Source organism: Vibrio diabolicus (assembly GCF_011801455.1).
GTDB lineage: Bacteria > Pseudomonadota > Gammaproteobacteria > Enterobacterales > Vibrionaceae > Vibrio > Vibrio diabolicus.
This window is the reverse complement of record NZ_CP042451.1, coordinates 3,075,314-3,101,201: the sequence shown is the minus strand read 5'-3', so window position 1 is coordinate 3,101,201 and position 25,888 is coordinate 3,075,314. Positions and strand designations below refer to the sequence as shown.

The 25,888-nt window shown below is 46.0% G+C and carries 22 protein-coding genes; 9 read left to right on the top strand and 13 right to left on the bottom strand.

The window, feature by feature from the left end; all coding sequences use genetic code 11:
• The first annotated feature begins 90 nt into the window (after window positions 1-90).
• From greB to envZ, 4 genes are all read left to right on the top strand, one after another.
• The gene (greB, locus tag FR741_RS14650; protein ID WP_005394962.1) at window positions 91-582 is read left to right on the top strand and encodes a transcription elongation factor GreB; all 492 of its coding nucleotides are present in this window, start codon (window positions 91-93) and stop codon (window positions 580-582) included.
• A gap of 105 nt (window positions 583-687) precedes the next feature.
• Complete coding sequence (locus FR741_RS14645) at window positions 688-1,083, top strand: DUF1090 domain-containing protein (protein WP_085343388.1); 396 nt, start codon at window positions 688-690, stop codon at window positions 1,081-1,083.
• A gap of 129 nt (window positions 1,084-1,212) precedes the next feature.
• Window positions 1,213-1,932 carry an osmolarity response regulator transcription factor OmpR gene (gene ompR, locus FR741_RS14640; RefSeq protein ID WP_005394960.1) on the top strand — a complete coding sequence of 240 codons (720 nt, stop codon included), beginning with the start codon at window positions 1,213-1,215 and terminating at the stop codon, window positions 1,930-1,932.
• A 102-nt stretch (window positions 1,933-2,034) separates the two neighbouring features.
• Window positions 2,035-3,327, top strand: coding sequence for a two-component system sensor histidine kinase EnvZ (gene envZ, locus FR741_RS14635; RefSeq protein ID WP_047009400.1), 1,293 nt, complete (start codon window positions 2,035-2,037; stop codon window positions 3,325-3,327).
• 73 nt (window positions 3,328-3,400) lie between these two features.
• Here envZ and FR741_RS14630 read toward each other — a convergent pair whose 3' ends face one another.
• From FR741_RS14630 to FR741_RS14570, 13 genes are all read right to left on the bottom strand, one after another.
• Entirely contained in the window at window positions 3,401-4,789 is a 1,389-nt protein-coding gene (locus tag FR741_RS14630) for a uracil-xanthine permease family protein (RefSeq protein WP_167427026.1), read from the bottom strand.
• Window positions 4,790-5,022: 233 nt separating this feature from the next.
• Entirely contained in the window at window positions 5,023-7,104 is a 2,082-nt protein-coding gene (gene recG, locus FR741_RS14625; protein ID WP_167427025.1) for an ATP-dependent DNA helicase RecG, read from the bottom strand.
• Window positions 7,105-7,356: 252 nt separating this feature from the next.
• A complete protein-coding gene (gene trmH / locus FR741_RS14620) occupies window positions 7,357-8,040 on the bottom strand; it encodes a tRNA (guanosine(18)-2'-O)-methyltransferase TrmH (RefSeq protein ID WP_152812951.1) in 684 nt (227 codons plus the stop codon).
• Between the two features lie 52 nt (window positions 8,041-8,092).
• On the bottom strand, window positions 8,093-10,213 hold the full coding sequence (gene spoT, locus FR741_RS14615; RefSeq protein ID WP_005394948.1) for a bifunctional GTP diphosphokinase/guanosine-3',5'-bis pyrophosphate 3'-pyrophosphohydrolase: 2,121 nt from the start codon (window positions 10,211-10,213) through the stop codon (window positions 8,093-8,095).
• 39 nt (window positions 10,214-10,252) lie between these two features.
• Window positions 10,253-10,525, bottom strand: a complete 273-nt coding sequence (gene rpoZ, locus FR741_RS14610; RefSeq protein WP_005379346.1) for a DNA-directed RNA polymerase subunit omega — start codon at window positions 10,523-10,525, stop codon at window positions 10,253-10,255.
• Between the two features lie 181 nt (window positions 10,526-10,706).
• Window positions 10,707-11,330 (bottom strand): guanylate kinase, encoded by a 624-nt coding sequence (gmk, locus tag FR741_RS14605; RefSeq protein WP_167427024.1) that lies wholly within the window; start codon window positions 11,328-11,330, stop codon window positions 10,707-10,709.
• A gap of 285 nt (window positions 11,331-11,615) precedes the next feature.
• On the bottom strand, window positions 11,616-12,839 hold the full coding sequence (locus FR741_RS14600) for a tetratricopeptide repeat protein (RefSeq protein WP_047009404.1): 1,224 nt from the start codon (window positions 12,837-12,839) through the stop codon (window positions 11,616-11,618).
• 9 nt (window positions 12,840-12,848) lie between these two features.
• On the bottom strand, window positions 12,849-13,481 hold the full coding sequence (locus FR741_RS14595) for an energy transducer TonB (protein ID WP_006741809.1): 633 nt from the start codon (window positions 13,479-13,481) through the stop codon (window positions 12,849-12,851).
• A gap of 4 nt (window positions 13,482-13,485) precedes the next feature.
• Window positions 13,486-13,893, bottom strand: coding sequence for an ExbD/TolR family protein (locus FR741_RS14590; protein ID WP_005379359.1), 408 nt, complete (start codon window positions 13,891-13,893; stop codon window positions 13,486-13,488).
• A gap of 25 nt (window positions 13,894-13,918) precedes the next feature.
• The gene (locus tag FR741_RS14585; RefSeq protein WP_005379363.1) at window positions 13,919-14,446 is read right to left on the bottom strand and encodes a MotA/TolQ/ExbB proton channel family protein; all 528 of its coding nucleotides are present in this window, start codon (window positions 14,444-14,446) and stop codon (window positions 13,919-13,921) included.
• Between the two features lie 9 nt (window positions 14,447-14,455).
• Window positions 14,456-15,817, bottom strand: coding sequence for a MotA/TolQ/ExbB proton channel family protein (locus FR741_RS14580; RefSeq protein WP_005394940.1), 1,362 nt, complete (start codon window positions 15,815-15,817; stop codon window positions 14,456-14,458).
• Window positions 15,818-15,820: 3 nt separating this feature from the next.
• Window positions 15,821-16,585 carry a DUF3450 domain-containing protein gene (locus FR741_RS14575; RefSeq protein WP_104971145.1) on the bottom strand — a complete coding sequence of 255 codons (765 nt, stop codon included), beginning with the start codon at window positions 16,583-16,585 and terminating at the stop codon, window positions 15,821-15,823.
• Window positions 16,586-16,650: 65 nt separating this feature from the next.
• A complete protein-coding gene (locus FR741_RS14570; protein WP_006741813.1) occupies window positions 16,651-19,251 on the bottom strand; it encodes a TonB-dependent receptor plug domain-containing protein in 2,601 nt (866 codons plus the stop codon).
• An 820-nt stretch (window positions 19,252-20,071) separates the two neighbouring features.
• On the opposite strand from FR741_RS14570, the gene FR741_RS14565 reads away from it, so the two are divergent.
• From FR741_RS14565 to FR741_RS14545, 5 genes are read left to right on the top strand one after another with little or no spacing between them, the layout of a single operon-like run.
• Entirely contained in the window at window positions 20,072-21,097 is a 1,026-nt protein-coding gene (locus FR741_RS14565; protein ID WP_005394935.1) for an ABC transporter permease subunit, read from the top strand.
• Between the two features lies 1 nt (window position 21,098).
• Complete coding sequence (locus FR741_RS14560) at window positions 21,099-22,142, top strand: ABC transporter permease (protein ID WP_005394934.1); 1,044 nt, start codon at window positions 21,099-21,101, stop codon at window positions 22,140-22,142.
• Window positions 22,143-22,180: 38 nt separating this feature from the next.
• The gene (locus FR741_RS14555; protein WP_114323047.1) at window positions 22,181-24,007 is read left to right on the top strand and encodes an extracellular solute-binding protein; all 1,827 of its coding nucleotides are present in this window, start codon (window positions 22,181-22,183) and stop codon (window positions 24,005-24,007) included.
• A 9-nt stretch (window positions 24,008-24,016) separates the two neighbouring features.
• Window positions 24,017-24,874, top strand: coding sequence for an ABC transporter ATP-binding protein (locus tag FR741_RS14550; RefSeq protein ID WP_167427023.1), 858 nt, complete (start codon window positions 24,017-24,019; stop codon window positions 24,872-24,874).
• Window positions 24,875-24,909: 35 nt separating this feature from the next.
• Window positions 24,910-25,749 carry an ABC transporter ATP-binding protein gene (locus tag FR741_RS14545; RefSeq protein ID WP_005394930.1) on the top strand — a complete coding sequence of 280 codons (840 nt, stop codon included), beginning with the start codon at window positions 24,910-24,912 and terminating at the stop codon, window positions 25,747-25,749.
• The last annotated feature ends 139 nt before the right edge of the window (window positions 25,750-25,888 follow it).

Below are 25,888 nucleotides of genomic sequence, written 5' to 3'. Positions count from 1 at the left end.
CCCAAAGCCCGAACGAAGCCAGTGCTTTGGGTATATCATCTCCTTAATGCTGCTCAAGAGCGGCATTTTTTAGTTGAGATAGGAGTTAACTTGAAAACTAAGCTGATTACCCGTGAAGGTTATAACAAACTCAAACAAGAGCATGATTACCTTTGGAATGAAAAGCGTCCTGAAATCACCAAAATCGTCACTTGGGCGGCGAGCCTGGGCGATCGCTCAGAAAATGCGGATTACACCTTCAACAAACGTCTGCTTCGTCAGATCGATCGTCGTGTTCGATTTCTTCGCAAGTTTCTGCCTGAAGTCACGATCGTTGACTATTCTCCGCAGCAAGAAGGCAAAGTCTTTTTTGGTGCTTGGGTTGAAATAGAAAATGAGGCTGGAGAGGTGAAGAAGTTCCGCATAGTTGGGCCTGAAGAGATTTATGGAGATGCGAAAGACTACATCTCTATCGATTCACCTATGGCGCGAGCGATGTTGAAAAAGCAAGTGGATGAAGAATTCACGGTACGCACCCCAGAAGGTGAAAAAGAGTGGTTCATTAACTCGATTGAATACAACAAACCAGCCTTGGAAGACTGAGGCTTTATCACTGATTCAAGTCTCTTGAAGTTCACTAGAAGTGACTTGAGTCTCAACGTCAGCTTATTGGATACAAAGGCATGGTGCCTTTATCGGAGAAGTAAAATGAACAAAGCAGTCATGTGTGGTGCTGCACTAACAATAGGATTCTCACTCTCAGTTTTTGCTCAAGATGAAGTGAAAGGCTGTGACGCCAAAGAGTTAGCGGTAGAACAGCAGCTTGAGTATGCGAAAGCACAAGGTAATGAACATCGAATTAAAGGCTTAGAGCAAGCACTTACCGCTATCCAGAATGAATGCTCGGAAGGTGAACTGCGTCAAGAACTGCAAGCGGAAGTGGACGAAAAGGCGCGAGACGTTGAGGAGCGTGAGCAAGAACTAGCGGAAGCGCAGCGCTCAGGGAAAGCAGACAAAATCGAGAAAAAACGTCACAAATTGGCAGAAGCACAACAAGAGTTACTTGAGGCCAAACGTGAACTGGAATGGAATTATGGCCAATAGTAGGTGCTGAAAATACCTACTAGAGAGAAAATAAAGCGCTTAAGATAAAAAGAGTAACAATTTGCTTGAGCACGTTAGGAAAAACAGTGATACATTTTCGACAATAGATGCTTCTGAAAGGATGTTTCAATGCAAGAAAATCATAAAATTTTAGTGGTTGATGACGATGCTCGTTTACGTGCTCTATTGGAGCGTTACCTTTCTGAGCAAGGTTTTCAGGTCCGAAGTGTCGCCAATGGCGAACAGATGGATCGCCTACTAACGCGCGAAAACTTTCACTTAATGGTGCTGGACCTAATGTTGCCAGGTGAAGACGGTTTGTCGATTTGTCGTCGCCTACGCCATGCAAACAACATGCTGCCAATCTTAATGCTCACCGCGAAAGGTGATGAAGTGGACCGCATTGTGGGTCTGGAAGTGGGGGCGGATGATTATTTGCCAAAACCATTTAACCCACGTGAATTACTCGCTCGCATTAAAGCCGTATTACGCCGTCAAACCGTAGAGTTGCCGGGCGCGCCAAGCACCGAAGAAAAAGTAGTGGAGTTTGGTGAGTTCCGACTCAATCTAGGCACTCGCGAGATGTTCCGCGGTGACGAGGCAATGCCACTGACCTCAGGAGAGTTTGCTGTCCTGAAAGCGCTCGTGACGAATGCGCGAGAGCCGATGTCACGAGACAAATTGATGAACATGGCACGTGGCCGTGAATATTCTGCGATGGAACGTTCTATTGACGTGCAAATCTCACGTTTGCGTCGCATGTTAGAAGACGATCCAAGCAAGCCACGCTACATTCAAACCGTGTGGGGCTTAGGTTACGTTTTCGTCCCAGACGGCAAAGAGGTGTAATCTCCTCACTCCATAGCCAGCACTTGGCTATAGCAACTTCAGCCTTCAAGTCCTTCCCTTCGAAGGCTGAAATTTCGCGATTAGGACCACCAGGAACGTTCCATGCGCATCCGAAGTTCACTGACACAATCTATCCTACTGTTCATCTCTTTGCTCCTCGCTAGCCAAGTTTTCTCTTACTACGCCGTTTTTAACTACGCGTTGATGCCGAGTTTGCAGCAGTTCAATAAAATTCTAGCCCATGAGCTCAATTTGGTGCTTGATGATGAAGGGCCATTAAAATCTGATGCACCGCTGAGACGTCAATTATTAGAAAGGCTGGGGGTGACGGTTCACAGCCTCGACAGCGATAAAGCGGTTGAATTTCATCACGCGATGTCGATTGATTTGATGTCTGAAGAAATGAGCCAAGAGCTAGGCTCGCCCACCGAAGTGCGCTTATTGCTTGGCGATGAAAGTTACATCTTGTGGATGCACATCGAAAAGTTGCCGAACTCCATCATTCGTATTCCTTTATCTGAGCTGCAAGAAGAAGATTTTGCACCGCTGTTTCGTAACAGCTTGATTATGGCGCTGCTGATCATTGCTGGTGGTTGGTTGTTTATTCGTTTACAAAACCGCCCACTTTTGGCTTTAGAGAGAGCCGCGAAAGACGTCGGTCGGGGTGAAATCCCGCCACCGTTGGCAGAAAAAGGCGCATCGGAGATTCGCTCTGTAACCCGAGCGTTTAATCAAATGTCCAAAGGCATTCAGGAGCTCGAAGAAGATCGCGCCCTATTAATGGCGGGGATTAGCCATGACTTGCGAACACCGCTGACGCGCATTCGCTTAGCGACAGAAATGATGTCTCCCGAGGACAGCTACCTTGCTGAAGGGATCATTAGCGATACGGAAGAGTGTAATGAGATCATTAGTCAGTTTATGGACTACCTCAAACCGGTGAACAAAGAATCGTTTGAACCTGTAGATATCAGTACGATTGCCAGTGATGTAGCCAGTTCGGAAGGTGGTTATGAGGCTGAAATTGAAACGGATCTTAATCCTAACCTGCCACCAGCCAAAGGAAGCGCCATTGCGATTAAACGGGCGATCAGTAATTTAGTTGTCAATGCACTGCGTTACGGCAATGGCTGGGTCAAAATCAGTACCGGTGTGACGGCAGATAAGCAGCTAGTGTGGATATCGGTAGAAGACAACGGACCGGGTATCGAGCATTCTCAAATCGCAAAATTATTTGAACCCTTTACGCGTGGTGATACAGCTCGTGGCAGTGAAGGTACAGGGCTTGGGCTGGCGATAGTGAAGCGTATAATCAGCCAGCACTCAGGCTCTGTGGTGATGCGTAATCGCAGTGAAGGCGGTTTAATCGCTCAAATCAGCTTTCCTACCAAGTAAGTCGGTGACTGTACCATTTAAAACAAAAAGCCCAACCTAAACAGGTTGGGCTTTGCTTTTCTCTACAATCTTATTAAGACTCTTTCACTTCTTGAGGAAGTTCATCTTCGTCTTCCAGTTTCTCTGGCAGAAGTAGGTTTAAAATGATCGCTGTGATACCACCTGCAGCAACGCCAGTGGAGAAAATACTCTTAATAAATTCTGGCATGAATTGCAGGATCTCTGGTTTTTGTGCGATACCAAGCCCCATTGAGAAGGATAAGGCCATGATCAGAATTGCGCGGCGATCGAGCTCAACACGAGAGATAATACGCACACCAGCGGCAGCAATCGTACCAAACATGACAATCGTTGCGCCGCCAAGTACTGGCTCAGGAATCAGCTGAACAAAGCTAGCGACACCAGGAAACAAGCCAAGAATCACTAACATGCCAGAAATAAAGTAACCCACGTAACGGCTCGCGACCCCTGTTAGCATGATGATGCCGTTATTCTGGCTAAAGGTGGAGTTCGGGAAACTGTTAAACACGGCTGCGATTGCAGAGTTTAAGCCGTCTGCTAGTACACCACCCTTAATGCGTTTCATGTACACTGGGCCTTTGACTGGCTCGCCAGACACTTCGGATGTGGCGGTAATATCGCCGATGGCTTCTAGTGCGGTAATAAAGAAAATCAGTACCAGCGGAATGAACAGTGACCAGTCAAACGATAAGCCATATTGCATTGGTACCGGTAGTGCTACAAGCTCGGTTGTGCCTAGCTGAGAAGTATCTACCATCCCCATAAAATACGCCATGATGTAGCCTACTAGCATCGCAATCACAATCGAAGCCACACGGATGTATGGGTTTTTAGAGCGGTTTAATATCACAATTAAGCCAAGTACCGTTCCTGCGAGCGCAAGTTTGTCTAAGCTGCCGAATGTGCCTTCATTTAATGCTGAGTAGCCACCGCCCATTGATACTAAGCCGACCTGAATCAGTGTGAGGCCGATAAGAGTGACGACAATGCCTGAAACGAGCGGAGTGATAATGCGACGAGCATGCTCTAATACGCGAGATAGGAAAATTTCTGCAAATGATGCGACTAAAATCGTACCAAAAATGGCTGCCATCATGGTGCTGATGTCTGCACCACCTGCTTTAAGCGATAGGCCTGCACCAATAATAGGGCCTAAAAAGTTAAAGCTGGTGCCTTGAACAGAGAGTAAACCAGAGCCAATTGGGCCAAAGGTGCGAATTTGAATAAACGAAGACACGCCTGACGCAAATAAAGACATGCTGATGATGGTATTCGTTTGGTCTGCTGGTACACCCAAAGACTGACAGATGATCAGTGACGGAGTGATAACCGCGACGAACATCGCCAATAAGTGCTGAAGTGCGGCAAAAATGGTTTGAGGCAAAGGTGGTCGATCATTGAGTTGATAAACCAGTTCCGAAGATCGGTTTGAAGTTGTCATTGTTTGTCTCGCTAGTCGCAATATATTCCCAGATCTCGCTGAATGGGAGAGCAGGGTGGAGTTGACGTCGTTACCTGTGATTGCTGTTAATCAGAGTCAACTCAGGTTGGTGGAGTGTGATGCAACACACTTAAAAATTTGTGCGCGATTATAGAGAGATTTACCTAAAAAGCAAACGATTGCTTTGGTTTTTAGCGTATTAAAAAACGAGCCATTTGGCTCGCTTTCAATCATTACGCTTTGGAGTAAATATCCCGCTCACCCAACCAGCGATCGATAATCGCTGTTGCGTTAGTCGGGTAATTGTCATGAATATGACGCGCAATACGCTGAACTTCGGGAATCAGGCGTTGATCTCGAACTAAGTCTGCAATTTTGAAATCAGCAAGACCAGTCTGCTTTGTACCCAAGAGTTCGCCCGGGCCACGAATCTCTAAGTCTTTCTGTGCGATGACGAAGCCATCGTTACTTTCACGTAGTACTCCCAGACGTTTTTGCGCGGTTTTCGACAGTGGAGAGTGGTACAGCAGCACACAATGGCTAGCAACGGAGCCTCGGCCCACACGACCTCTTAGCTGGTGTAATTGTGCCAAACCAAGACGTTCGGGGTTTTCGATGATCATCAAGCTAGAGTTTGGCACATCCACGCCAACTTCGATCACCGTCGTTGCGACCAGCAAATGCAGTTTATTGTCTTTGAAATCTTGCATCACCGCTTGTTTCTCTGCCGGCTTCATTCGGCCGTGTACTAGACCAATTTTTACTTCCGGTAGCTTACGTTGAAGCTCTTCAGCGGTATCTGCCGCGGCTTGCGCTTCTAATACTTCCGACTCATCAATCAGAGTACACACCCAATATGCCTGCTTACCTTCGTTTAAACAGGCATTTCGGACACGCTCGACGATGTCGTCACGTTTTGTGTCAGGAATGGCGACGGTTTGAATCGGCGTTCGACCCGGTGGCAGTTCGTCAATCACGGAAGTTTCTAGGTCAGCGTATGCGGTCATCGCTAACGTGCGAGGAATGGGCGTTGCCGTCATGATCAACTGATGTGGGTAGGCGCCTTGTTTAGCGCCTTTTTCACGTAACTCTAATCGCTGATGGACACCAAAGCGGTGCTGTTCATCAATGATGACCAAAGCAAGGTGATGAAATTCAACGTGCTCTTGGAATAGCGCGTGAGTACCCACTACCATTTGCGCTTCACCACTGGCAATACGAGCCAGCTCGGCTTCCTTTGCTTTACCTTTGAGTTTGCCCGCTAACCAACCGACTTGAATGCCCATTGTTTCAAACCAGTTGGCGAAGTTGATCGCGTGTTGCTCAGCCAATAGTTCGGTTGGTGCCATGAGTGCCACCTGATAGCCGTGCTCAATGGCACGAACGGCGGCCAAAGCGGCAACCAACGTTTTCCCCGATCCCACATCGCCTTGCACTAGGCGCATCATTGGGTGCGGTTTTTCTAGATCGGCTTCAATCTCTTGTACTACTCGGGTTTGAGCGTTTGTAGGAGAGAAAGGCAGTTGGGCTAAAAGCTGCGTTTTTAGTTTATTACAAGGACCGAGAGGTAGCGCTGAATCCTTCTGGCCTTTGCTACGCACCGCCAGCATGGATAAGTTTTGTGCGAGCAACTCTTCCATGATCAAGCGGATTTGAGCAGGATGTTTGCCTTCATCAAACTCATCTAAATTAATGGTTGGTGGTGGGCGATGAATGGTGTGCAGCGCTTGCGACATCGTGATTTGATGGTTATACAGCCCGGCTGGAAGTAATTCCTGCACTGCGGTTTTATCAAGCAGGGCTAAAGCTTGTTCGGTAAGGTTGCGCAATGTGATTTGGCGTAAACCATCTGTAGTGGGATAAACAGGGGTTAAGTTCTGTTCTACATCGGGCTTTTGATCGCTGACGTAAAACTTGTAGTCAGGATGAACAATTTCCAAGCCCACGCCACCGCGCTTAATTTCACCGTAAGCATGTACTAACTTACCTTGCGTGAAATTGTTCTTCATGGCTGCGGTAAAGTTGAAAAAGCGTAGCGTGATAGTGCCATTACCGTCGCTGATTTTTACCGTTAGCATTTTGCGCTTACCGAAGATGGTGTCGACAGCCATGACCTTGCCTTGCACGGCCGCCCAAAGGCCGGCATGCAGTTTAGCAATAGGATAAATACGGGTACGATCTTCGTAGCGCAGTGGAAGATGAAACAGCAAATCTTGAACGCTATGTAAGCCAACTTTGGCGAGTTTTTCTGCGACTTTCGCGCCAACCCCAGAAAGGGAGGTTAATGGGACGGCAGATAACATTTGGGCGGACATAGAGGGCTCAAGAAAATGGTTAACATAGCAGTATGTTAACCATGGAGCTGTGTTTTTGTACAGGAAAAAATAGTCATGCTTTAGTTAGTGTCATGATTTGACTGATAACCTGTCATTCCGAGGAGGCTAGCGACATCAGGAATCTATTTCCAACAAGTATGTCGTTGAAGTTAACACTATCAGCATCTGTATATTTGAGAATTAGATCCTGAATCACGCTCCTGCGTCGCTGTTCAGGATGACGAAAGTCTGTTACTTGCTTTGCATCTCTTGCCACCACGCGTCATCGGCGATGATTTGACCTTCGTCATCGAGTGGCGGGTAAGCGAGTCCTTTTCGTTTCGCGACTTTTGCCAGCACCGGGTGGCCACGTTCAAAGAGAATACGGTTGATTGCCTCTTTAGGTAGAGCGCTTTCTTCTCGGTCGTACATGCCTGCGGCTTCACGTTGACGTTGCGCTTCATACAAAATTACGGCACTAGCAACCGATACGTTTAGTGACTGCACCATGCCCACCATCGGGATAATAATGTCTTGATCGGCAAGTTGTTTGGCTTGCTCTGAAGCGCCAACTTTTTCACTGCCTAAAATGATGGCAGTTGGTTTGGTGTAGTCGATCTCGCGAAAATCGACGGCGGTGTCCGAAAGATTGGTCACCAAAACCTGCATACCTTGCGCTTTGAGTTCGGTAATCGCAGTTTCAATGGAGTCGTGAGTATCCACTTCAACCCAGTTACGCGCGCCAGCTGAGGTATGGCTCAGCGTACGCATTTTATCAGGCCAAATGGCATGAACTTTGTGTAAACCTGTCGCGTCAGCGGTGCGGATCACGGCAGAAACGTTGTTTGGCTTATGCACTTCTTCGAGACAAAGTGTCAGATCAGTTTGGCGAGTTTTTAGGACTTGGTGAATGCGGTTGTAACGTTCTAGGTTCATATTTATTGAGGTATAAAAAATCGCCACCTAACAGAGTAGGTGGCGATAGAAGTTAGTTCTTTCTGCGTCTGACTCGGGTTGCTTGAGGCATTGCCTTAATCTTACGCATGATACCAGCAAGGTGGACACGATCTTTCGTCGTCAACAGCACAGTCACAGTGTACAAACGACCATCACGTTCTTCCGTTGAAAGACCATGAATGTTTGACCCTGTTTTCGAGATCACGTTGGTCAGTTCTGCAAGAGCACCTTGGTTGTTAAGCATGTCGACTTTAAGTTCAGCAATGAACTCTTTATCGTAGTCGTCAGACCAAGCGACAGCCATATAACGGTCTGGCTCTTTCTGATAACCACGAACGTTCGGACATGTTTCTCGGTGAACAACCAAACCACGACCAGGCGATACGTGAGCAATAATGTGATCATCTGGGATTGGATGACAACAATTTGCAAACGTCAGCAATAAGCCTTCTGCGCCACGAATCGGAAGCTTCTTCTTCGAGTCCGTTGGGATTGAGCTTGTTGTCGTGAGCTCTTCGGTATCACCAAGGAGACGACGTGCGATCACAATGCTCATCAACTCACCCAATCCAATAGCTGCCAATAAATCATCGATGCTTTCTAGGCGAAGATCATTCAAGACTTCTTGGATATTTTCTGGATAAATTGAATCAATCGAGTGGCGGCCAAGTGCGTGATTAAGTAGGCGACGACCTAAAGTAATCGACTCTTCACGACGCATCGTTTTCAGTACTTGTCGAATCTTAGTGCGGGCACGAGAAGTCACGACATAGTTTAGCCATGCCGCATTCGGACGCGCACCAGGGGCACTGATAATTTCCACCGTCTGACCGTTTTTCAATGCCTTACTCAATGGGTAAGGGTTACGATCAACACGAGCACCAACACAAGAGTTGCCTACATCGGTATGTACGGCATAGGCAAAGTCGACAGCCGTTGCGCCTAAAGGTAATTCAACGATACGACCTTTTGGTGTGAAGACGTAAATCTCATCTGGGAAAAGATCGGATTTTACGTTTTCAATGAATTCGAATGAGTTACCCGCGCTTTGTTGTAGCTCTAACAGGCTTTGCATCCAACGCTGAGCTTTCACTTGCGCAGTGGTGCCAGACTTGTCGCCTTTGTCTTTGTAAGACCAGTGTGCCGCGACACCTTTGTCTGCCATTTGATCCATATCTTCAGTACGGATCTGAACTTCAACAGGTACGCCGTGTGGGCCAACCATAGAAGTATGTAGCGACTGGTAGCCGTTTGCCTTTGGTACCGCGATGTAATCTTTCATGCGACCAGGACGTGGCTTATACAAGCTGTGTACTTGGCCTAAAACGCGATAACAAGTATCTGCGGTATCAACAACGACTCGGAACGCATAGATATCCATGATGGTGTGAAAGCGCTGTTCTTTGGTTTTCATCTTGTTGTAGATAGAGAACAGGTTTTTCTCACGACCAACGACGCGAGCATTCAAGCCGAAATCTTGCAGACGGCCTTCTATTTCGCTGTGAATGCGTTGGATCATCTCTTTACGATTGCCGCGTGCCGCTTTTACCACTTCTTTTAGTACGCGGTAGCGGTTGGGATATAGCGCTTCAAAGCCCAGCTCTTCGAGTTCGGTTTTGATATTGTGAATACCAAGACGATGAGCTAGTGGCGCGTAAATCTCTAACGTTTCACGAGCAATACGACGCTTTTTATCTGGTCGAAGCGCGCCAAGCGTACGCATGTTGTGCGTGCGGTCAGCCAGTTTGATCAGAATGACGCGGATATCTTGCACCATGGCCAGAACCATCTTACGAAAGTTCTCGGCCTGAGCCTCTTTCCTATCGCGGAATTTGAGTTTGTCCAGTTTAGATACACCATCAACCAACTCTGCGACAGTGTTGCCGAATTTCTCTTCGAGATCTTCTTTAGTTACATCACAGTCTTCAATGACGTCATGCAGCAAAGCAGCTTGGAGGGTTTCGATATCAAGGCGCATTTCGGCCAAGATACGAGCCACAGCGACAGGGTGGATGATGTATGGTTCACCGCTAGAGCGGGTTTGCCCTTCATGGGCATCTCTCGCTACCACATAAGATTGACGCAGAGCCTCAATCTGAGGCTCTGTTAGGTATTCTTGGGCAACGTCTTTGAGGCTATCGAATAGATACAAATTATAGGCCCGGGAGGTTGTTGAATTCTAAAGTCAGAATTAACGGTTGTGAGCGATGCTGCTTACTGCCGCTAGCTCTGCCGCTTCTTGCTCTTGCTGTTCTTGACGTTCACGAGCGTCTAGAACTTCTTTAGTAATTAAACCTTCTTCGATTTCGCGTAGAGCGATAACCGTTGGCTTATCGTTCTCTTCTGGCACTAGTGCATCTTTACCGCCAGTTTGCATTTGACGAGCGCGGCGAGCCGCAATCAGTACTAGGTCGAAACGGTTGCCAACTTTTTCAACAGCGTCTTGAACAGTTACGCGTGCCATGAGGACTCCAAATAGTTAACTAAAATTTTAGAATGACGAGAAAGTATACAACCTAACTACTTTATTTACTAGCAATTAGACAAGCCACCGTTTGTGGACTTTCTCAAGTAGTTTATTGTGTTTTTCGCACTGAGCAAAAAACGAGAAATTCTTTATGTTTTACAGCGTGACTTTTTTGAAGCTACTCTGCTAACAACGCGTCAAGCATACCTTTATATTTAGCAGCTTGCTTTTCTTCCTTCAATCTCTCTGCACGCAAGATGGCTTTAAAGTCCATCAAAGCGATATCAAAATCGTCGTTTACGATCACGTAGTCGTATTCGCTGTAATGAGAGATTTCTGACTTGGCTTCAGCCATACGTTTTGCGATCACTTCATCGCTATCTTGACCACGAGTGTTCAAGCGACGCTCTAGCTCACCGTTTGATGGTGGCAGGATGAAGATGCTTTTGGCTTCAGGCATTTGCTCACGGATTTGGCGTGCGCCTTGCCAGTCGATATCTAGAAAAACGTCGATACCTTTATTTAGCGTTTCTTCAATCCACACACGAGAGGTGCCGTAATAATTACCAAACACTTCAGCGTATTCTAGGAAATCACCTTTAGCGATCAGGGCTTCAAACTCATCTTTCGCTACAAAATGGTAGTGGACACCATTTTCTTCACCAGGTCGCATGTTACGCGTGGTATGAGACACAGACACTTTCATTGCGTAGGTTGGATTGCGTTCCAACATCGCTGAGATCAAGCTAGATTTACCTGCGCCGCTAGGTGCAGATACGATATAGAGAGTACCTTTGCCCATTGTACTGTTCCACTTTTGATTGGATTGATTGAGTGCCGAAGGAAAGTCCGACATTCTTATAACGATAGCACTGGCAATGATAGATCAACCACCAAAGGGATGGATATTGGTGATAATCCCGCCAGAAAAATGGAGGCGAAGAGTATCATGATCTCTATTTTGTTACCAGTTGATCTTTTCGTCTTACTTAAATGTTGAAAAAAGCTCGCATGCGCAAAAACAAACGAAAAAAGGGGAAGCTTTCACTTCCCCAGGCGTGCGACTGACTCACACTTAATCTTCAAATTATCCTTGGGATTCTAGGAAATTTATCCAAGGGCTAACGGTAGACCTAAATTTTGGCGATTGAGCCGCGCCTTTCATTGCCTGTAAGGCCTTTTGTGGCTGCTTAAGCTCGAAATAGGCCATTCCGCGAATGTATTCAAGTTCTGCCTTTTGCTCTTTAGAGGCATTCGATGCTGCGTTTTCTACAAAGCGAGTCGCTTCAGAATACTGCTTGTCTTGTACCATTAAGCGAGCAATCTGAATTTGCGTTTTAGCAGAAGGAGCGATGTTATATGACTTTTTATAAGCGAGAATCGATTTATCTAGCTCTTTAGCTTGCTGCCAGAAGCTGGCCAAGCGATCATAGTTTTCCTTCGTCTTTTCAATGTTTCCAGATGCCATCTCCTTCTCAAGAGTTTTGGCCGCTTTATATGGAATACCTTGGTAAGCTAAGAAGTTTACAAAACGTAAGTACTCTTTCTCTCCTTCCAGTTTCCCCATTTTGTAAACCATTTCTAAGGTTGCTAAAGAGTTTTGCTCTTGACCCAACTCCATATAAACGCCAGAAAGTTGCATCCAGTAACGCTTTTTCTGAGGGTACTTTGAAGTAAGGGTTTTAAGCACACTGGCAACGCTTTTCAGCTGGCCTAACTCGTAGTGAGAGGCAACGAGAATTAAGTACCAAGACTCACTTGGGCTCTTGCTCATCGCAATTGCTTTTTTGGTTGGTGGGATTGCATTTCTGTAATCTTCCAACTGGACATAAGCGCTTGCTAACGTGATATAAGCATGAGCTTGAGGTTTTTCTTTGGTTGTTTCTGCTACCTTGAACCATTCCTTCATCGTTTTTACAGACAACGTGTACTTCTCTTCAGCTAGGTAAAGCTGAGCTAAGCTGTAGCGAACTTGTTGAGCGACTGGAACGGGAAGCGCATCGAGCTTTAATGCTTCGGCAAAGTATTTCGCGGCTTGCACATAATTGTCTTGTAGCGAATACAAAAAGCCCGTTTGCTGAAGTAAAACTGCTCGGTCGTATTTTTTCGAACTTGTGCTTTCTAAAGCGCTTGCTAGTTTTTCTTTCGCTGCTGAATATTTTTCAGTTGCGATCAACTCTTGCACTTTGTTGACGGTTCGAAATGTCCGATCTGATAACTGAGGAGCTTCTTTTGCCATCGTAGGAGCGGCAAATGCCACTCCTGCGAAGAGAATTAAAGAAGCCACTTTGCTTTTCCATAAACTTTTCATCGTGACTCCTTAATTGGTTGAGAACTCTATTTCTTGCGATAGGCGCGAGCTAACAGGTTTCCCGTCAACCAATTTTGGTTTAAATGTCCATTTAGAGACTGTTTTTCTTGCCGCTCGACCGAGGCCTAAGCGTCGTGGTTGCTCTTTAAGAACTTTGATGTCCTCTACGGCACCACGTGCATTTACAGTAAACTCTAGTAAGACAACCCCTTTTTCAATTCCTGCTTTCGCAGCCTTTCTAGGCATTTGAGGCTGGAATGTTGCAAGAGGGGTCGGACCTCCGCTACCCGCTAATTGTGCACCTCCACCCTGGCTATAATGTCCAAGCACCGAGCCACCTGTAACATTTACGGGTAGGTCAAGTTTTGGCATATCCATTGGGGTCTGCTCCATCACCGGTTTTACTGTCGCTGTCACTTTCATTTCTGGCGGCGGCGGCGGACGCTTAGGTGGTGGTGGTTTTGGAAGTTCGCGTTTTTTCTCCTGTATTTTTTCTTCTGGTTTAATGCGAATAAACTCGACCATACGCAGGTCATCATTCGACACTAACTCGTGGCGCTCTTTGTTTACTAGCTTGTCCATCCCCCAGAACAACCCGAGGGAGACAATGAGCGCCAGTGCAATTGAGGCCAGATACCGCATAAGCTTAATCCTTATTGGTTGCGGCAATGGAGATGCTTTCTACACCTGCCATTTTGATCTGGTCCATAACCTTCACGACTACGCCAGCATTTGCTTCAGTGTCGGCTTGGATAACAACTGCGCCATCAGGACTTTCTGCACGAAGACGTTCAATATTCGCGCGAACCGCGTCCACTTCGATGCGGCGTTTATCAACCCAAACATCACCCGCTGCACCAACTGCGACCATGATGTTACCTTTCTTAACGGTTTGCGCTGAGCTTGCCGTCGGACGGTTTACTTCTAGACCTGCTTCTTTTACGAACGATGTTGTTACGATAAAGAAGATCAACATGATAAATACGATGTCGAGCATCGGTGTCATATCGATAGCGGTTTCATCACTGCTATCACTGCTATAGCGTCTTTTCATGACCTATACCTCTAATTCCATTTACTCAGGCAATATGCTTTAGCTTATCTTCCAGCTTTTGCGTTGTGACTTTGGCTAAATGATCAAGACGTGAACTAAAGAACAGTCCTGATAGAGAAGCCACCATCCCGGCTAAAGTTGGGATTGTTGCCTTTGAGATCCCCGAGGCCATTGCTCGAGGGCTTCCTGTTCCTGTTACCGCTAAGATGTCGAATACTTGGATCATGCCGACAACGGTGCCGAGTAGACCCAGTAGGGGACAAAGTGCAATCAATACTTTCACGATTGGTAGTCCCTTTTTATTCTCAATGTCCTGACGAGAAACGATTTCTTGTCGGATCATCTTAGCGTTCCAACTTTGATGCTCTGAGCGCCCTTGCCATGAGCCAACGGCTTTTTTCATGGCTTTTGGAGCGACGGCAGCAAAATAGAACCAACGTTCTAACAATACTGCCCACAGCATAAAGCTGAGGATGAAGATGGCGACGAGTACATCGCCACCCATTCCCAAGAAGCGCCTAATTGATTCAAGTTCTCCAACTAACCACCACATAACGCCTCCTTAGCTTTCGGCTTTATGCAGTTTTTCCTGATAGCGAGCGATGAAGCCTGCACTCTGTTCTTCAAGAGTTTGAACCAAACGACGACCTTTGCTGTGTACGATGGTGTAAAGGAACAGCAATGGAATTGCGACAACCAGACCTAGCATAGTGGTAACAAGAGCTTCAGAAATACCGCCAGCCATCAGTTTAGGGTCGCCGGTACCGAACAGAGTGATGGCTTGGAATGTGCCGATCATACCCATTACCGTACCCAGTAGACCAAGTAGAGGAGCTACAGAAGCAAATAGCTTGATTGAACTGATGAAGCGTTCAATGCTTGGAGCGTTACGTAGAATGATTTCGTCCAGCTTCGCTTCCAGATCTTCAAGGTTGTCACCTTTGTGCTCTTGGTAAGCTTGGATAACTTCACCCAATGGGTTGCCAGGAATCACGGTTTCTGATTTTGCTTGCTTACGCATTTTGCCGCCAATCACTTGAAGGCGTAGGAAGCAAATTAGAGCAATGATAGCGCCAACTGCACCCATACCAAGGATGACGTAACCTACAATGCCACCTTGATCAATACGTTCTTGAACGGTAGGACTTTGCACAAGTAGAGACAAAATGACACCACGGGATGGGTCAATAAACAGTGGCTCATAGCTGTTTGACGCTGATTCAAAGCCTGCAACATGACGTGTAATGTTGGTGCGAGGCTGTCGAGAGAGTTCTTCGAACTTACCTGTTTGAGGTACATAAGTGACGTACTTACCATCGGCAATCGCGTTAAACTCACCGACGAGAGTGACATCGCGAACCGCTTCTTTACCTTCGCCATAAACAACCGTTGCTTGGGTTGTTGCAGTTTCGCCAGAAGCAACCACTTGTTGAAGAATGGTATGCCAGAAAGCTTCTAGCTCTTGTGTTGACGGCAGTTCTTTACTTTCAGCCAGTTTCGTTAGTAGAGCGTCACGCTCTGGGAACTGAACAGCGTTTTGAGAGGCTGCAAATAAGCCCTTAAACTCTCCCGCATACTGGCGGACCACACCAAACATTTCGCCCAAAGTACCAGAGCGAACACGTAGGGTTTCTGTTAGTTCAGTTAGCTGTTTATCGTTTTCATCAAATGTTGCTTTAAGTTGATCGCCCAGTGCTTGCTGCGCAGCTAACTCTTCGCGAGCTTGTTGCAATAATGCCGCTTGCTTATCGCGATTGTTCTTGAACTCAGCTTCACGGGCTTTGTTCTCTTTCGACTCAACGATGCTTTCTGATTTTACGTTTTTAAGTAGTTCAGATAAGTTTTTAGGCGCTTCTGCTTGTACGCCAGAAACCATAAATAAGCTCGCTAGTAGGCCAGCGGCTAGCGTTTTGAATCCTTTCATCTCTTATTCCTCCCCAGCAAATACAGGCAGTTTGATTAGCGCTGGTGGCGCTTGCTTCTTCGCGATACGAAGGCCTTGCTGTACCGCGATGCGGTAGCTTTCCGGTAATGTTTCCCATTGACGTGTTTGTTGGTTCCACATACCTGTCTCACCACCGTCTGGAGATTGGAATAGAAGTGCTGTGCGACCAATACGTAGGAAATCGTAAGTCACGGTTTCACCATTTCGGTCTAGGCTAGCTTTGTAAGATTCGATTGAGCGAGAGAAGCCTTCTTCAATTTGGTACGCTTCCATCACTTTACGGAATTTTTCTGAAGTTGTTACGTCGGCGCGATCCATGAGACGACGCAGTTCTTGGACACGTTTATTACGCTCTTTTTTCTGGAAAGGCAGATCGAGAGTCACAAATTCGTCGAGTGCATCGATCATTTTTAATGTAAGTGGCACCACTTCTGTTGCCGTTTGATCGATTTGAGCAATTTGGTTATTTAATGAGTCCAACTCGCCTTGCTGCGATTGAACCATACGGTTAATTTGCTCGTTGTAGACTTTCATACTGTCGATTTGACGAAGTAAGCCTTTGTATTCTGCCAACATGCCTTCAGTGCTTTCGGCATAGTTGTCGATTTTTTGTTGCGAAGCTTCTGAAGATTGATTTGCTTTTGCTTGTGTGGAAACGACAGCACCAGAGTTGGCCGCTACAGAGCTACTACTGATAGTAAGCAATGCTGCAGCTATGGCACTGAGACCAAATTCCTTGAATTTCATGGTTGCATCCTTGTCAGTGTTTTAGTCAGTCGAAAAGGGCGCGGAAAACCCGCGCCAAATATTTTTTAGAAGTCGTATGATGCCTCGATGTAAAGCTGACGGCCGATTGGATCGTCATATCCAGTTGCATAGAATGGAGAGGTATCATTTAGAGGATCGGCAGGCGGTACCTTGTCAAACATGTTGATAGCACCAAGAGTTACACGACCACTCTCGTTGAATTGGTAAGAAGCCGTTAGGTTCCATGTTGTCATGCTCGCGATTTCTGCTTTGTAACCAGCTTTCTTAGCAGAGTCACAGTCATCAAAGTAGTAACGGTTCGCATAGCTTGAACACATACGGTCACGGTATTTACCAAATAGGTTGATAGCGACATCTTCGTATGCCCAGCCAAGGTTTAACGTTGCGGTGTATTCAGGCATGAAATCTCTTTCATCCGTTACTGGCTCACTGTCGTTTTCTTGATATTCAGCAATCAAGATCTTAGTTACAGCTACGCGCGTATTGAATGAACCGAACTCATTAGTGTCGTAAGCATATTTCACAGCAAGGTCAACACCAGAGCGCTCTTCATATGACTGGTTGACTGGGCCGTAAGATACGGACTTGATTGTACCGTCTGTATTACGAACTACTTCTGTGCCTGGGTATTTACCTGGATCGTTAATTACGTCTTGGTAAGTTGGTGCTGTTACGACGTCTTCCATCTTGATGTGGTACCAGTCAACGGTTACGCCAAGGTCATCCACAGGTTCCCACGCTAGACCCAAGTTAATGTTTGTACTTGTTTCTTCTTTCAGCTCAGAGTTAGGGCCGTTAAGCGTATCGAAGTATTGAGTATCACACTCTGGGTACTTATCTTTATCTTGTGGGCCGCTACCACCAGCGTTGGCACAAAGCACAGGGTCAAAACCAGAACCAAAGCCTCGAGTTTGATCGCCAAATAGTCGTTTCAAGTCAGGAGCTCGGAAACCTAGACCGTAGCTACCACGAAGCAATAGAGTGTCAGTAGGACGGTATGCTAGTGCTACTTTAGGAGTGAAGGCTCCGCCTGTTGCCGAGTCGTCGAAGTAGTGGTCATAACGACCAGCGACTCTCATTTCCAAATCTTCAATGATAGGAATTAGGGCTTCGACACCAAGACCAATCTGATCACGGTCACCGCCACCTGATGTTCCGCCTAGACCAGAGAAACCACCAGCTGCTGTTGTCGCATCAATCGTTTCATTGTAGTCAGTACGGTTCCATTCACCATAAACAGCAACGCCAGACATACCAGCAGGCAGTTCAACCAAATCACCGGCCAGTGAGCCGTTAACAGAGTAAAGCTTTGAGTAGGCTTCTTTGCTTGATGTGCCGCTGTATTTGTTTACAACGTCTTGAGAGATAGGCCCTAGAAGATCGACATCGCCATTTTGTACGGCTTGATCAAGAGTTAGGTAGATTGCTGGGTTGCTTGTTTCAACGCTTTGCTCTGAGTAACCAGCTGATAGGTCCCAATCATACGTATCAGCAAGCAGGCCGTTCAAGCCTAAGGTTAAGCCAAAAGAATCGGCTTCAGTGTTACTTTCGCGTGGGCCAAATTCGACCATACGGCGAGTGTATTCACCTTCGCCGCGGAAGTGAGTGGCATCAACTTCGACACTGTAAGGGTTAGGTTCGAATTCAGATTCTGTAGATTTGTAGCCAAAACGGGCTTCTGCCATGGCAGTAACATTGTCGTTAATGTCCATTTCACCGCGTAAAAGCAGGTCTACTTGTTTGTTCTCTGGTTTCAACGTTCGGTATGCAGAGCGGTTAACACCACACTTGCCATCCGCTCGTTCAATAGCGGCATCACCAACGACTTCTTTACATGAAGAACCAGCATCAGCGGGTGTTAGAAGTGTTCCGTTTGCGCCTTCAAAGTTTGCACCGTAGCTAGAGTAACCACTTAGTTGAGAACGGCTTGAACCGTCATCGCCAGCCCAATCATCTCGGTCAGATTGTTTAAGCATTTCGTTGCCCGCAAATTGGCCAACGAAGAGAATACGTTTATCGTCAAAATCTTTACCTGCAACAACGTCTAAACGGCCATTTTGGTAGCCACCATCTGTTGCGTCACCCGCACGTACTTTTACAGAAACGCCATCAAAGTCTTTCTTTAAAATGAAGTTTACGACACCGCCGATCGCGTCGGAGCCGTAGATAGCGGAACCTGAATCAGTCATTACTTCAACACGCTCGATAGCGGCAACAGGGATTTGACCAATGTCTTGGAAGTTAGATGTGCCATCTTGAGCCAGTGGGTATTGAGGAAGGCGACGACCATCGATAAGAATCAATGTGCGTGAAGCGCCAAGACCACGTAAGTTGACTGACTGTGCTGCAGGTGTGAATGAGAAAGAGTTCGTTTGAGCCATTACACCACCGGTGTTTTGAGTCAAACTGTTCAACACGTCTTGCGCGCTGTTAAAACCTTTAGATTCAATATCTTTACTATTAATAACAGTAACTGGTGAAGGACCTTCCATATCCGTCGTGGAGATACGCGAACCAGTAACTTTCATCTTTTGAAGTTTTTCAACTTGTTGCTCTTCTGCCAGTGCTGTTGCTGGGGCTACGACTGCTGCTGTCCCCAACGCAAGGCTTATCGCAACAGATAAAGCGGTTGTGTTTTTATACATCCTTGTTGCTCCGATTATTATTATTTCCTATGTCTGGCCGCATAGCGGCCAATTGTGACGTTAATATTTCGTTAACGTTCGGCCAATGTATAACCGAGATGAAAAAAGGAAGTCAAACCAGTGGTAAACGGGGATGCTTAAATGTAAAAAAGATGTAAATAACCAGGGTTGATTTAAAACGCGGAATAAAAAACTAAATAGCCTTACCAAGGCGACATCAAATTTCAATAAAACACCGTATTTTGTGTTTCTTATAAACTTTAATGACTTATCTTGCCTATGGTTTTTTAGTGGGTAATTGAATCTGAAAAAAGATATTTTTCCAGTGAATTGTTCTGAGATGAGTTTTATATCGAATCCATACTTTGGTGACTCGAACTTATAGGGTGGTATCAAAATATGATACCCATTGCTGTAAAAGGGCTCACTCGTATTTTTAGGTCAAATATACATGTGGTGGATATGTCTATTTATTCCATATATTTGCATTTTTATGTAGGGTTTTGGCTCTAAACAGCCTAGATTGATATTCTGTGTGAATTATTTTTGTGGTTTTTTATAATTTTTTACAAAAACATTTCTGTTTTTCGACTTCGGAGGAAGTTTGTCATGTTTTGGTTTCAAACACTTGAAGCTGATGTGGATTCAAGATAAATATGACGCTGAAATTATTGCAGTAGTAGAAAAGCCTGGTTCTTGAAACGCAGGGAGTGTGTTTCAACAGTTTTAGTTACTACGAGATAAATATGCACCACTTTAGGCGGGGAACTTCCTCTTTCACTCCGCCTGAATTGGACAGTAGACAAGGAGCAAGTTGTATATGCTGTCGTACTTTTTACGCCGTTTGGCGTTGGTGATACCAACGTTTCTCGGGATAACTATTCTTATCTTTGCTATCACTCGTTTCGTGCCGGGCGGACCTGTTGAACGCATGTTGTCACAAATGCAGTCTCAAGGGGATGGTGCCGCATCAATGACGTCTGCTGGTGGCAATACCGCCCTTTCTGATGATCAAATCGCTGAGCTAAATGCGTTTTACGGTCTGGATAAGCCAGTGACAGAAGCGTATGTGGAGTGGCTAAGTCGCTTGGTCGTGCTAGACCTTGGTGAGTCAACACGTTACTACGAGCCTGTCTCTGACATGATTGCAGAGCGTTTACCTGTGTCGTTATTTTATGGCGGCATGACCTTTTTTATCAGTTATTTTATCTCGATCCCTCTTGGTTATTACAAGGCGCTCAAGCACGGCTCTGTGTTTGATTCCGCTTCTTCAATACTCATCTTTGTGGGCTATGCATTGCCTGGCTATGTGGTGGGTGTATTGCTCATCACGCTATTTAGTTATCACTTGGAATGGTTTCCGATGGGAGGCTTTGTCGGCGATGACTTCGACGATTACGAAACTTTCTTTGAACGCGCCAAGGACATCATGTGGCACGCGGTGTTGCCTTTAATCTGTTACCTCATTGGCGACTTTGCAACACTGACAATGACGATGAAAAACAACCTGATGGAAAACCTTTCTTCAGACTATATCCGTACAGCTATCGCGAAGGGCTTACCTTTCAAAAAGGCGGTTCGTAAGCACGCGTTGCGTAACAGCTTAATCCCAATCGCGAGTCACTTTGGTAACTCTTTGTTGTTCTTCATGACTGGTGCCTTCCTGATTGAAGTTATCTTCAATATTGATGGCATTGGCTTATTGGGTTACGAATCAATCATGGAGCGTGACTACCCTGTTGTTATGGGTATTGTCGCCATTAATGCGCTGTTGCTGCTCATTGGTAACATTATTTCAGATATTTGTGTTGCTTTAGTCGACCCTCGTGTGAAGTTTGGAGCGTAACATGATTAAAGTTAGTCCATTAACTCAAAAGAAAATTCGCCACTTTAAAGAGATCAAACGAGGCTATTGGTCGTTTGTCATTCTCTCAATCATGTTGATCTTGTCGCTCTTTGCTGAACTTCTGATTAATAGTAAAGCGCTAGTCGTCAAGTACGATGGTAGCTACTATTTTCCTGTTGTCAGTGATGTCCGTTTAGGCAGTGAATTTGGCCAAGAGTCATCCAGCGAAGCGGATTATCGCGTACTGCAAAAAGCGTTTGAGGCCGAAGGGAGCGACAACTTTGTTATTTTGCCGCTTGTGCCATGGAACCCATATGAACAGGATTTTAGTGGTGATTTCCCGCCAACAGCGCCTAGTGCCGAAAACAAGCATTATTTAGGTACAGATGTTATAGGTCGCGATATTTTGGCACGACTTGTCTACGGATTCAGAACGGCAATGGGATTTGCGTTGCTCACCATGGCAATTTCCTACGCGATCGGCACCGCAGTTGGTTGTGCTATGGGTTTTTGGGGCGGTAAATTTGACTTGTTTGTACAGCGACTTATCGAAATCTGGTCAATGGTACCGTTTTTGTACGTCATTATGATTCTTGTCTCAATCGTTCAACCGACGTTCGCTCTCTTTGTCGCTATTAACGTGCTTTTCACCTGGATGGGTATGACATGGTACATGCGGACCATGACTTATAAAGAAGCGGCACGAGAATACGTAATGGCGGCACGTGCTTTAGGGGCATCGACGGGACGTATTTTGTTTAATCACATCCTACCGAATACGATGGTGATGATCGTGACATTGGCGCCGTTCACTATTGCAGCAAACATCACTGCGCTGACCGCTTTGGATTATCTAGGTTTAGGTCTTATGCCACCAACGCCAAGTTGGGGTGAGCTGCTACAACAAGGTAAATCTAACCTAGACTCGCCATGGATTGTTGCCTCAGTGGTGACGTCAATTGTACTCGTGTTGGTAATGGTGACCTTTATTGGTGAAGCCATTCGAGCAGCCTTCGACCCGAAAAAATTCACACGCTATGTTTAAGCGAGCATTGTGAGCAAAACATAAAAAAGGGAAGTTTTATGAAGAAATTATTTTTAGCGTCCACGCTGAGCGCCCTGAGTTTTGGTGCAATGTCAGCAACGCTTCCGACGGACTTAAACTGGCAAACAAACTGGGATGAGCCTCAATATGGTTCGCCTGAAGCGAAACGTGGAGGGACCTATCGCACCTTCATGTCAAGTTTTCCACAGACGTTACGTAGTGTTGGCCCAGACGCCAATGCGGGGTTGCGTTCCTTTATCTTGGATGAAACCCCTGGATTGGTGGTTCGCCACCCAGACACTTTAGAGTTCATCCCTGAACTTGCTAATGAGTGGGCGTTAGCTGGCGACAATAAAACCGTTTATTTCAAACTCAATCCAGAAGCCAAATGGTCGGACGGCAAGCCTGTGACTGCCGACGATTTTGTATTCATGCTTAAGTTTTATCGTTCTAAGGATATCCTAGAACCTTGGTACAACGATTATTACAACAAAACCATTGCGGATGTTATTAAGTACGACGCTTATACGTTTGCTGTTAAGGCCGCGAAAGAGTTCAATCCGGAAGAATTGTTGCTAAGAATGGGGGCTTTACGCCCACGTCCCGCACACTTTTATGCCAACCCTTCAAAGGATGAAAATGGTGATGGTATTCACGACAACTTTGTCCGTTACTACAACTTTAAGAGTGAACCAACGACCAGTGCGTACTACCTAGATGATATCAAAAAAGGTAGAAGTGTGACTTTCAAACATGTTGGCGAAGATTGGTGGGGTTACAGCAATAAGTACTACCAAAATCGCTACAATGTCGACAAGATTCGCATCACGGTGATCCGCGATAGCGATATTGCGATGAAGCATTTTGAAAAGGGTAAGTTGGATGCATTTGGTCTGGTTCTGCCAAGTCTATGGCACGATAAATCGAACACAGAACCGTACCAAAAAGGCTACATTCAAAAGTTCTGGGGTTACAACCAATTTCCAGTCGGTGCGGGCGGCGTATGGATGAACACCGCGATGCCTTTACTGGATGATTTAAACGTTCGCAAGGGCATTACTTACGCAATTGATTTTGATGGCATGATTGAGAACATCATGCGTGGTGACTACTCCCGTAAGCCAAACCCGACGGGTTATGGCCATGGTAAATACACCCTACCAGACGCGAAAGCACCGAAATTTGACCCCGCAAAAGCGGCCGAGGCATTCGAAGCCGCAGGCTTTAACAAAATTGGTTCCGATGGTATTCGTGTCAATGATAAAGGTGAGCGTTTAAGCTTCGAGCTGACCTACGGAACACCTGTTCATACTCCTCGTATTGCTTTTTTGCGTGAGCAAGCCAAGCTAGCAGGGTTGGATATTGAGCTCAAGTTGGTTGATGGCTCATCCATGTTCAAATACGTCCGTGAGAAAAAGCACGATTTGGCTTTCTTAGATATGGGTACGTCCGAGATCCCAACGTATTGGGAGTACTTCCATTCAGTCAATGCGAACAAGCCGCAAACTAACTCTTTCACAAACTACAGCACGCCAGAGCTGGATGAAAAGATCATCGAGTATCGTTTTAGCATGGATATGGATAAAAAGATCCAGCTAGGTCATGAGATTCAGCGTGACATCATTGATGCGCACGTTATCGTAACAGGCTACATGATTCCTTATGTCCGCTACGGTCACTGGCGCTGGCTAAAGTTTCCTGATAAGCCAATGAATCGCATGACAGAGGCGTTGTTCAGTGGTGGCATCATAGGGGATGGCACTTACTGGATTGATAGCGATATCAAGAAAGAAACCAAACAAGCGATGAAATCAGGCAAAGCTTTTGAACCTGTCGTCGTCGTAGATGACACTTATAAGCTGTAAGGATTGGTTATGGAAAACGATGTAATCCTAAGTGTTAAAGATCTCGAGGTTGAATTCACCACCGATGATGGACCAGTGAAGGTGCTGCATGGTGTGAACTTTGATGTGAGAGCTGGACGTACACTCGGTCTGGTGGGAGAGTCAGGCAGTGGGAAGAGCGTAACCTCAATGTCGATCATGGGGCTACTGCCTAAGCCATATGGCAACATCATCAAAGGTGAAGTGAATTATCGCGGCACCAACCTAGTTGATTTGCCTGCGGAAGAGATGTACGCCATGCGTGGCGATCGCATTTCGATCATCTTCCAAGATCCGATGACGGCGCTCAATCCAGTACACACTATTGGTCGTCAAATATGTGAAGTGCTTGAACTCCATCGACCAGAGCTCGACAAAAAGGAGCGGGAGGCTTTCTCGATTGAGATGCTGGCAAAAGTCAAAATCCCAATGCCAGAGAAGCGATTGAATGAGTATCCCCATAACCTATCTGGCGGTATGCGCCAGCGTGTCATGATCGCGATGGCGTTGGCCTGTAAGCCGGACATTCTGATTTGTGATGAACCGACTACGGCGTTGGATGTTACGGTTCAGGCGTCTATCCTTGAACTGATGAATGAGCTTCAGGAAGAAACAGGCATGGCGATGATCTTCATTACTCACGACCTCGGGGTTGTGGCAGAAGTGTGTGATGATGTTGCCGTGATGTATGGTGGGCGTATTGTCGAAAAAGCAGAAATTTTTGAGTTGTTTGATAACCCACAGCACCCATACACAGAGCGTTTGATGGGGTTGATGCCGAGCTTAGATAATGAGCCGAAGCAGATGATCGATATCAAGCCTATTGATGCCAGTATGTTTGTCAGTTAACTGGGCAAAGTGAACGAGTCATAAAAGAGGATGTTATGGCAAAAGAAGTATTAAGAATTGAAAATCTTAAGCAGCACTTTGTTTCTGGTAAAGGGCTGTTCAAGAAAGGCTACACCATCAAGGCGGTAGACGGGGTTTCACTGTCTGTTTCTGAAGGTGAAACACTGGGACTAGTTGGTGAGTCAGGTTGTGGTAAAAGCACCCTTGGTCGCACGATCTTAAAGTTATACGAGCCAACGGAAGGTAAGATTTTCTTTGAAGGTAAAGACATCACTAAACTGTCTGTCAAAGAGATGCGATCGCTGCGGAAAGACATGCAAATCGTCTTTCAAGACCCAATGGAATCACTCAATCAGCGTCATACCATCGGTATGATTCTAGAAGAACCGTTTGTTATTCATAAAATCGGTACGCCAGCCGAGCGCAAACAGTGGGTAAAAGAGCTTTTAATCAAAGTGGGCTTGCCAGAAACGGCAGTCAACCGCTATCCCCATGAGTTTTCAGGCGGCCAACGTCAGCGTATCGGTATTGCTCGTGCGATTGCATTGAAGCCTAAATTACTGATTTGTGACGAATCTGTATCTGCGCTAGATGTGTCGGTACAGGCACAAATCTTGAATCTATTACTACAACTGCAACAAGAGATGAACTTGGCGATCATCTTTATCTCTCACGATCTCTCTGTGGTGAAACACGTCTCTGACAAAGTTGCCGTGATGTATTTTGGTAAAGTGGTAGAAGCAGGCAGCGCGAAAGAAATTTATGCAAACCCGCAAAATGAGTACACCAAGAAACTCCTATCTGCGATTCCGATCACCCACCCTAAATATCGGAAGAAAAAGCGCCTGGCTGAAAAAAAGCAGCAAGTGGCGTAAGTGATGCCACAGGTCCTATAGCACAAAAACGCTCCGCCAAATAAGGGGAGCGTTTTTATAGGCCTATGTTAGGTCTTGGTGTCGATTGGCGCTTGAGTATTATGATTGATTGAAGATCGTTGCATGCTAAACTCAAGGC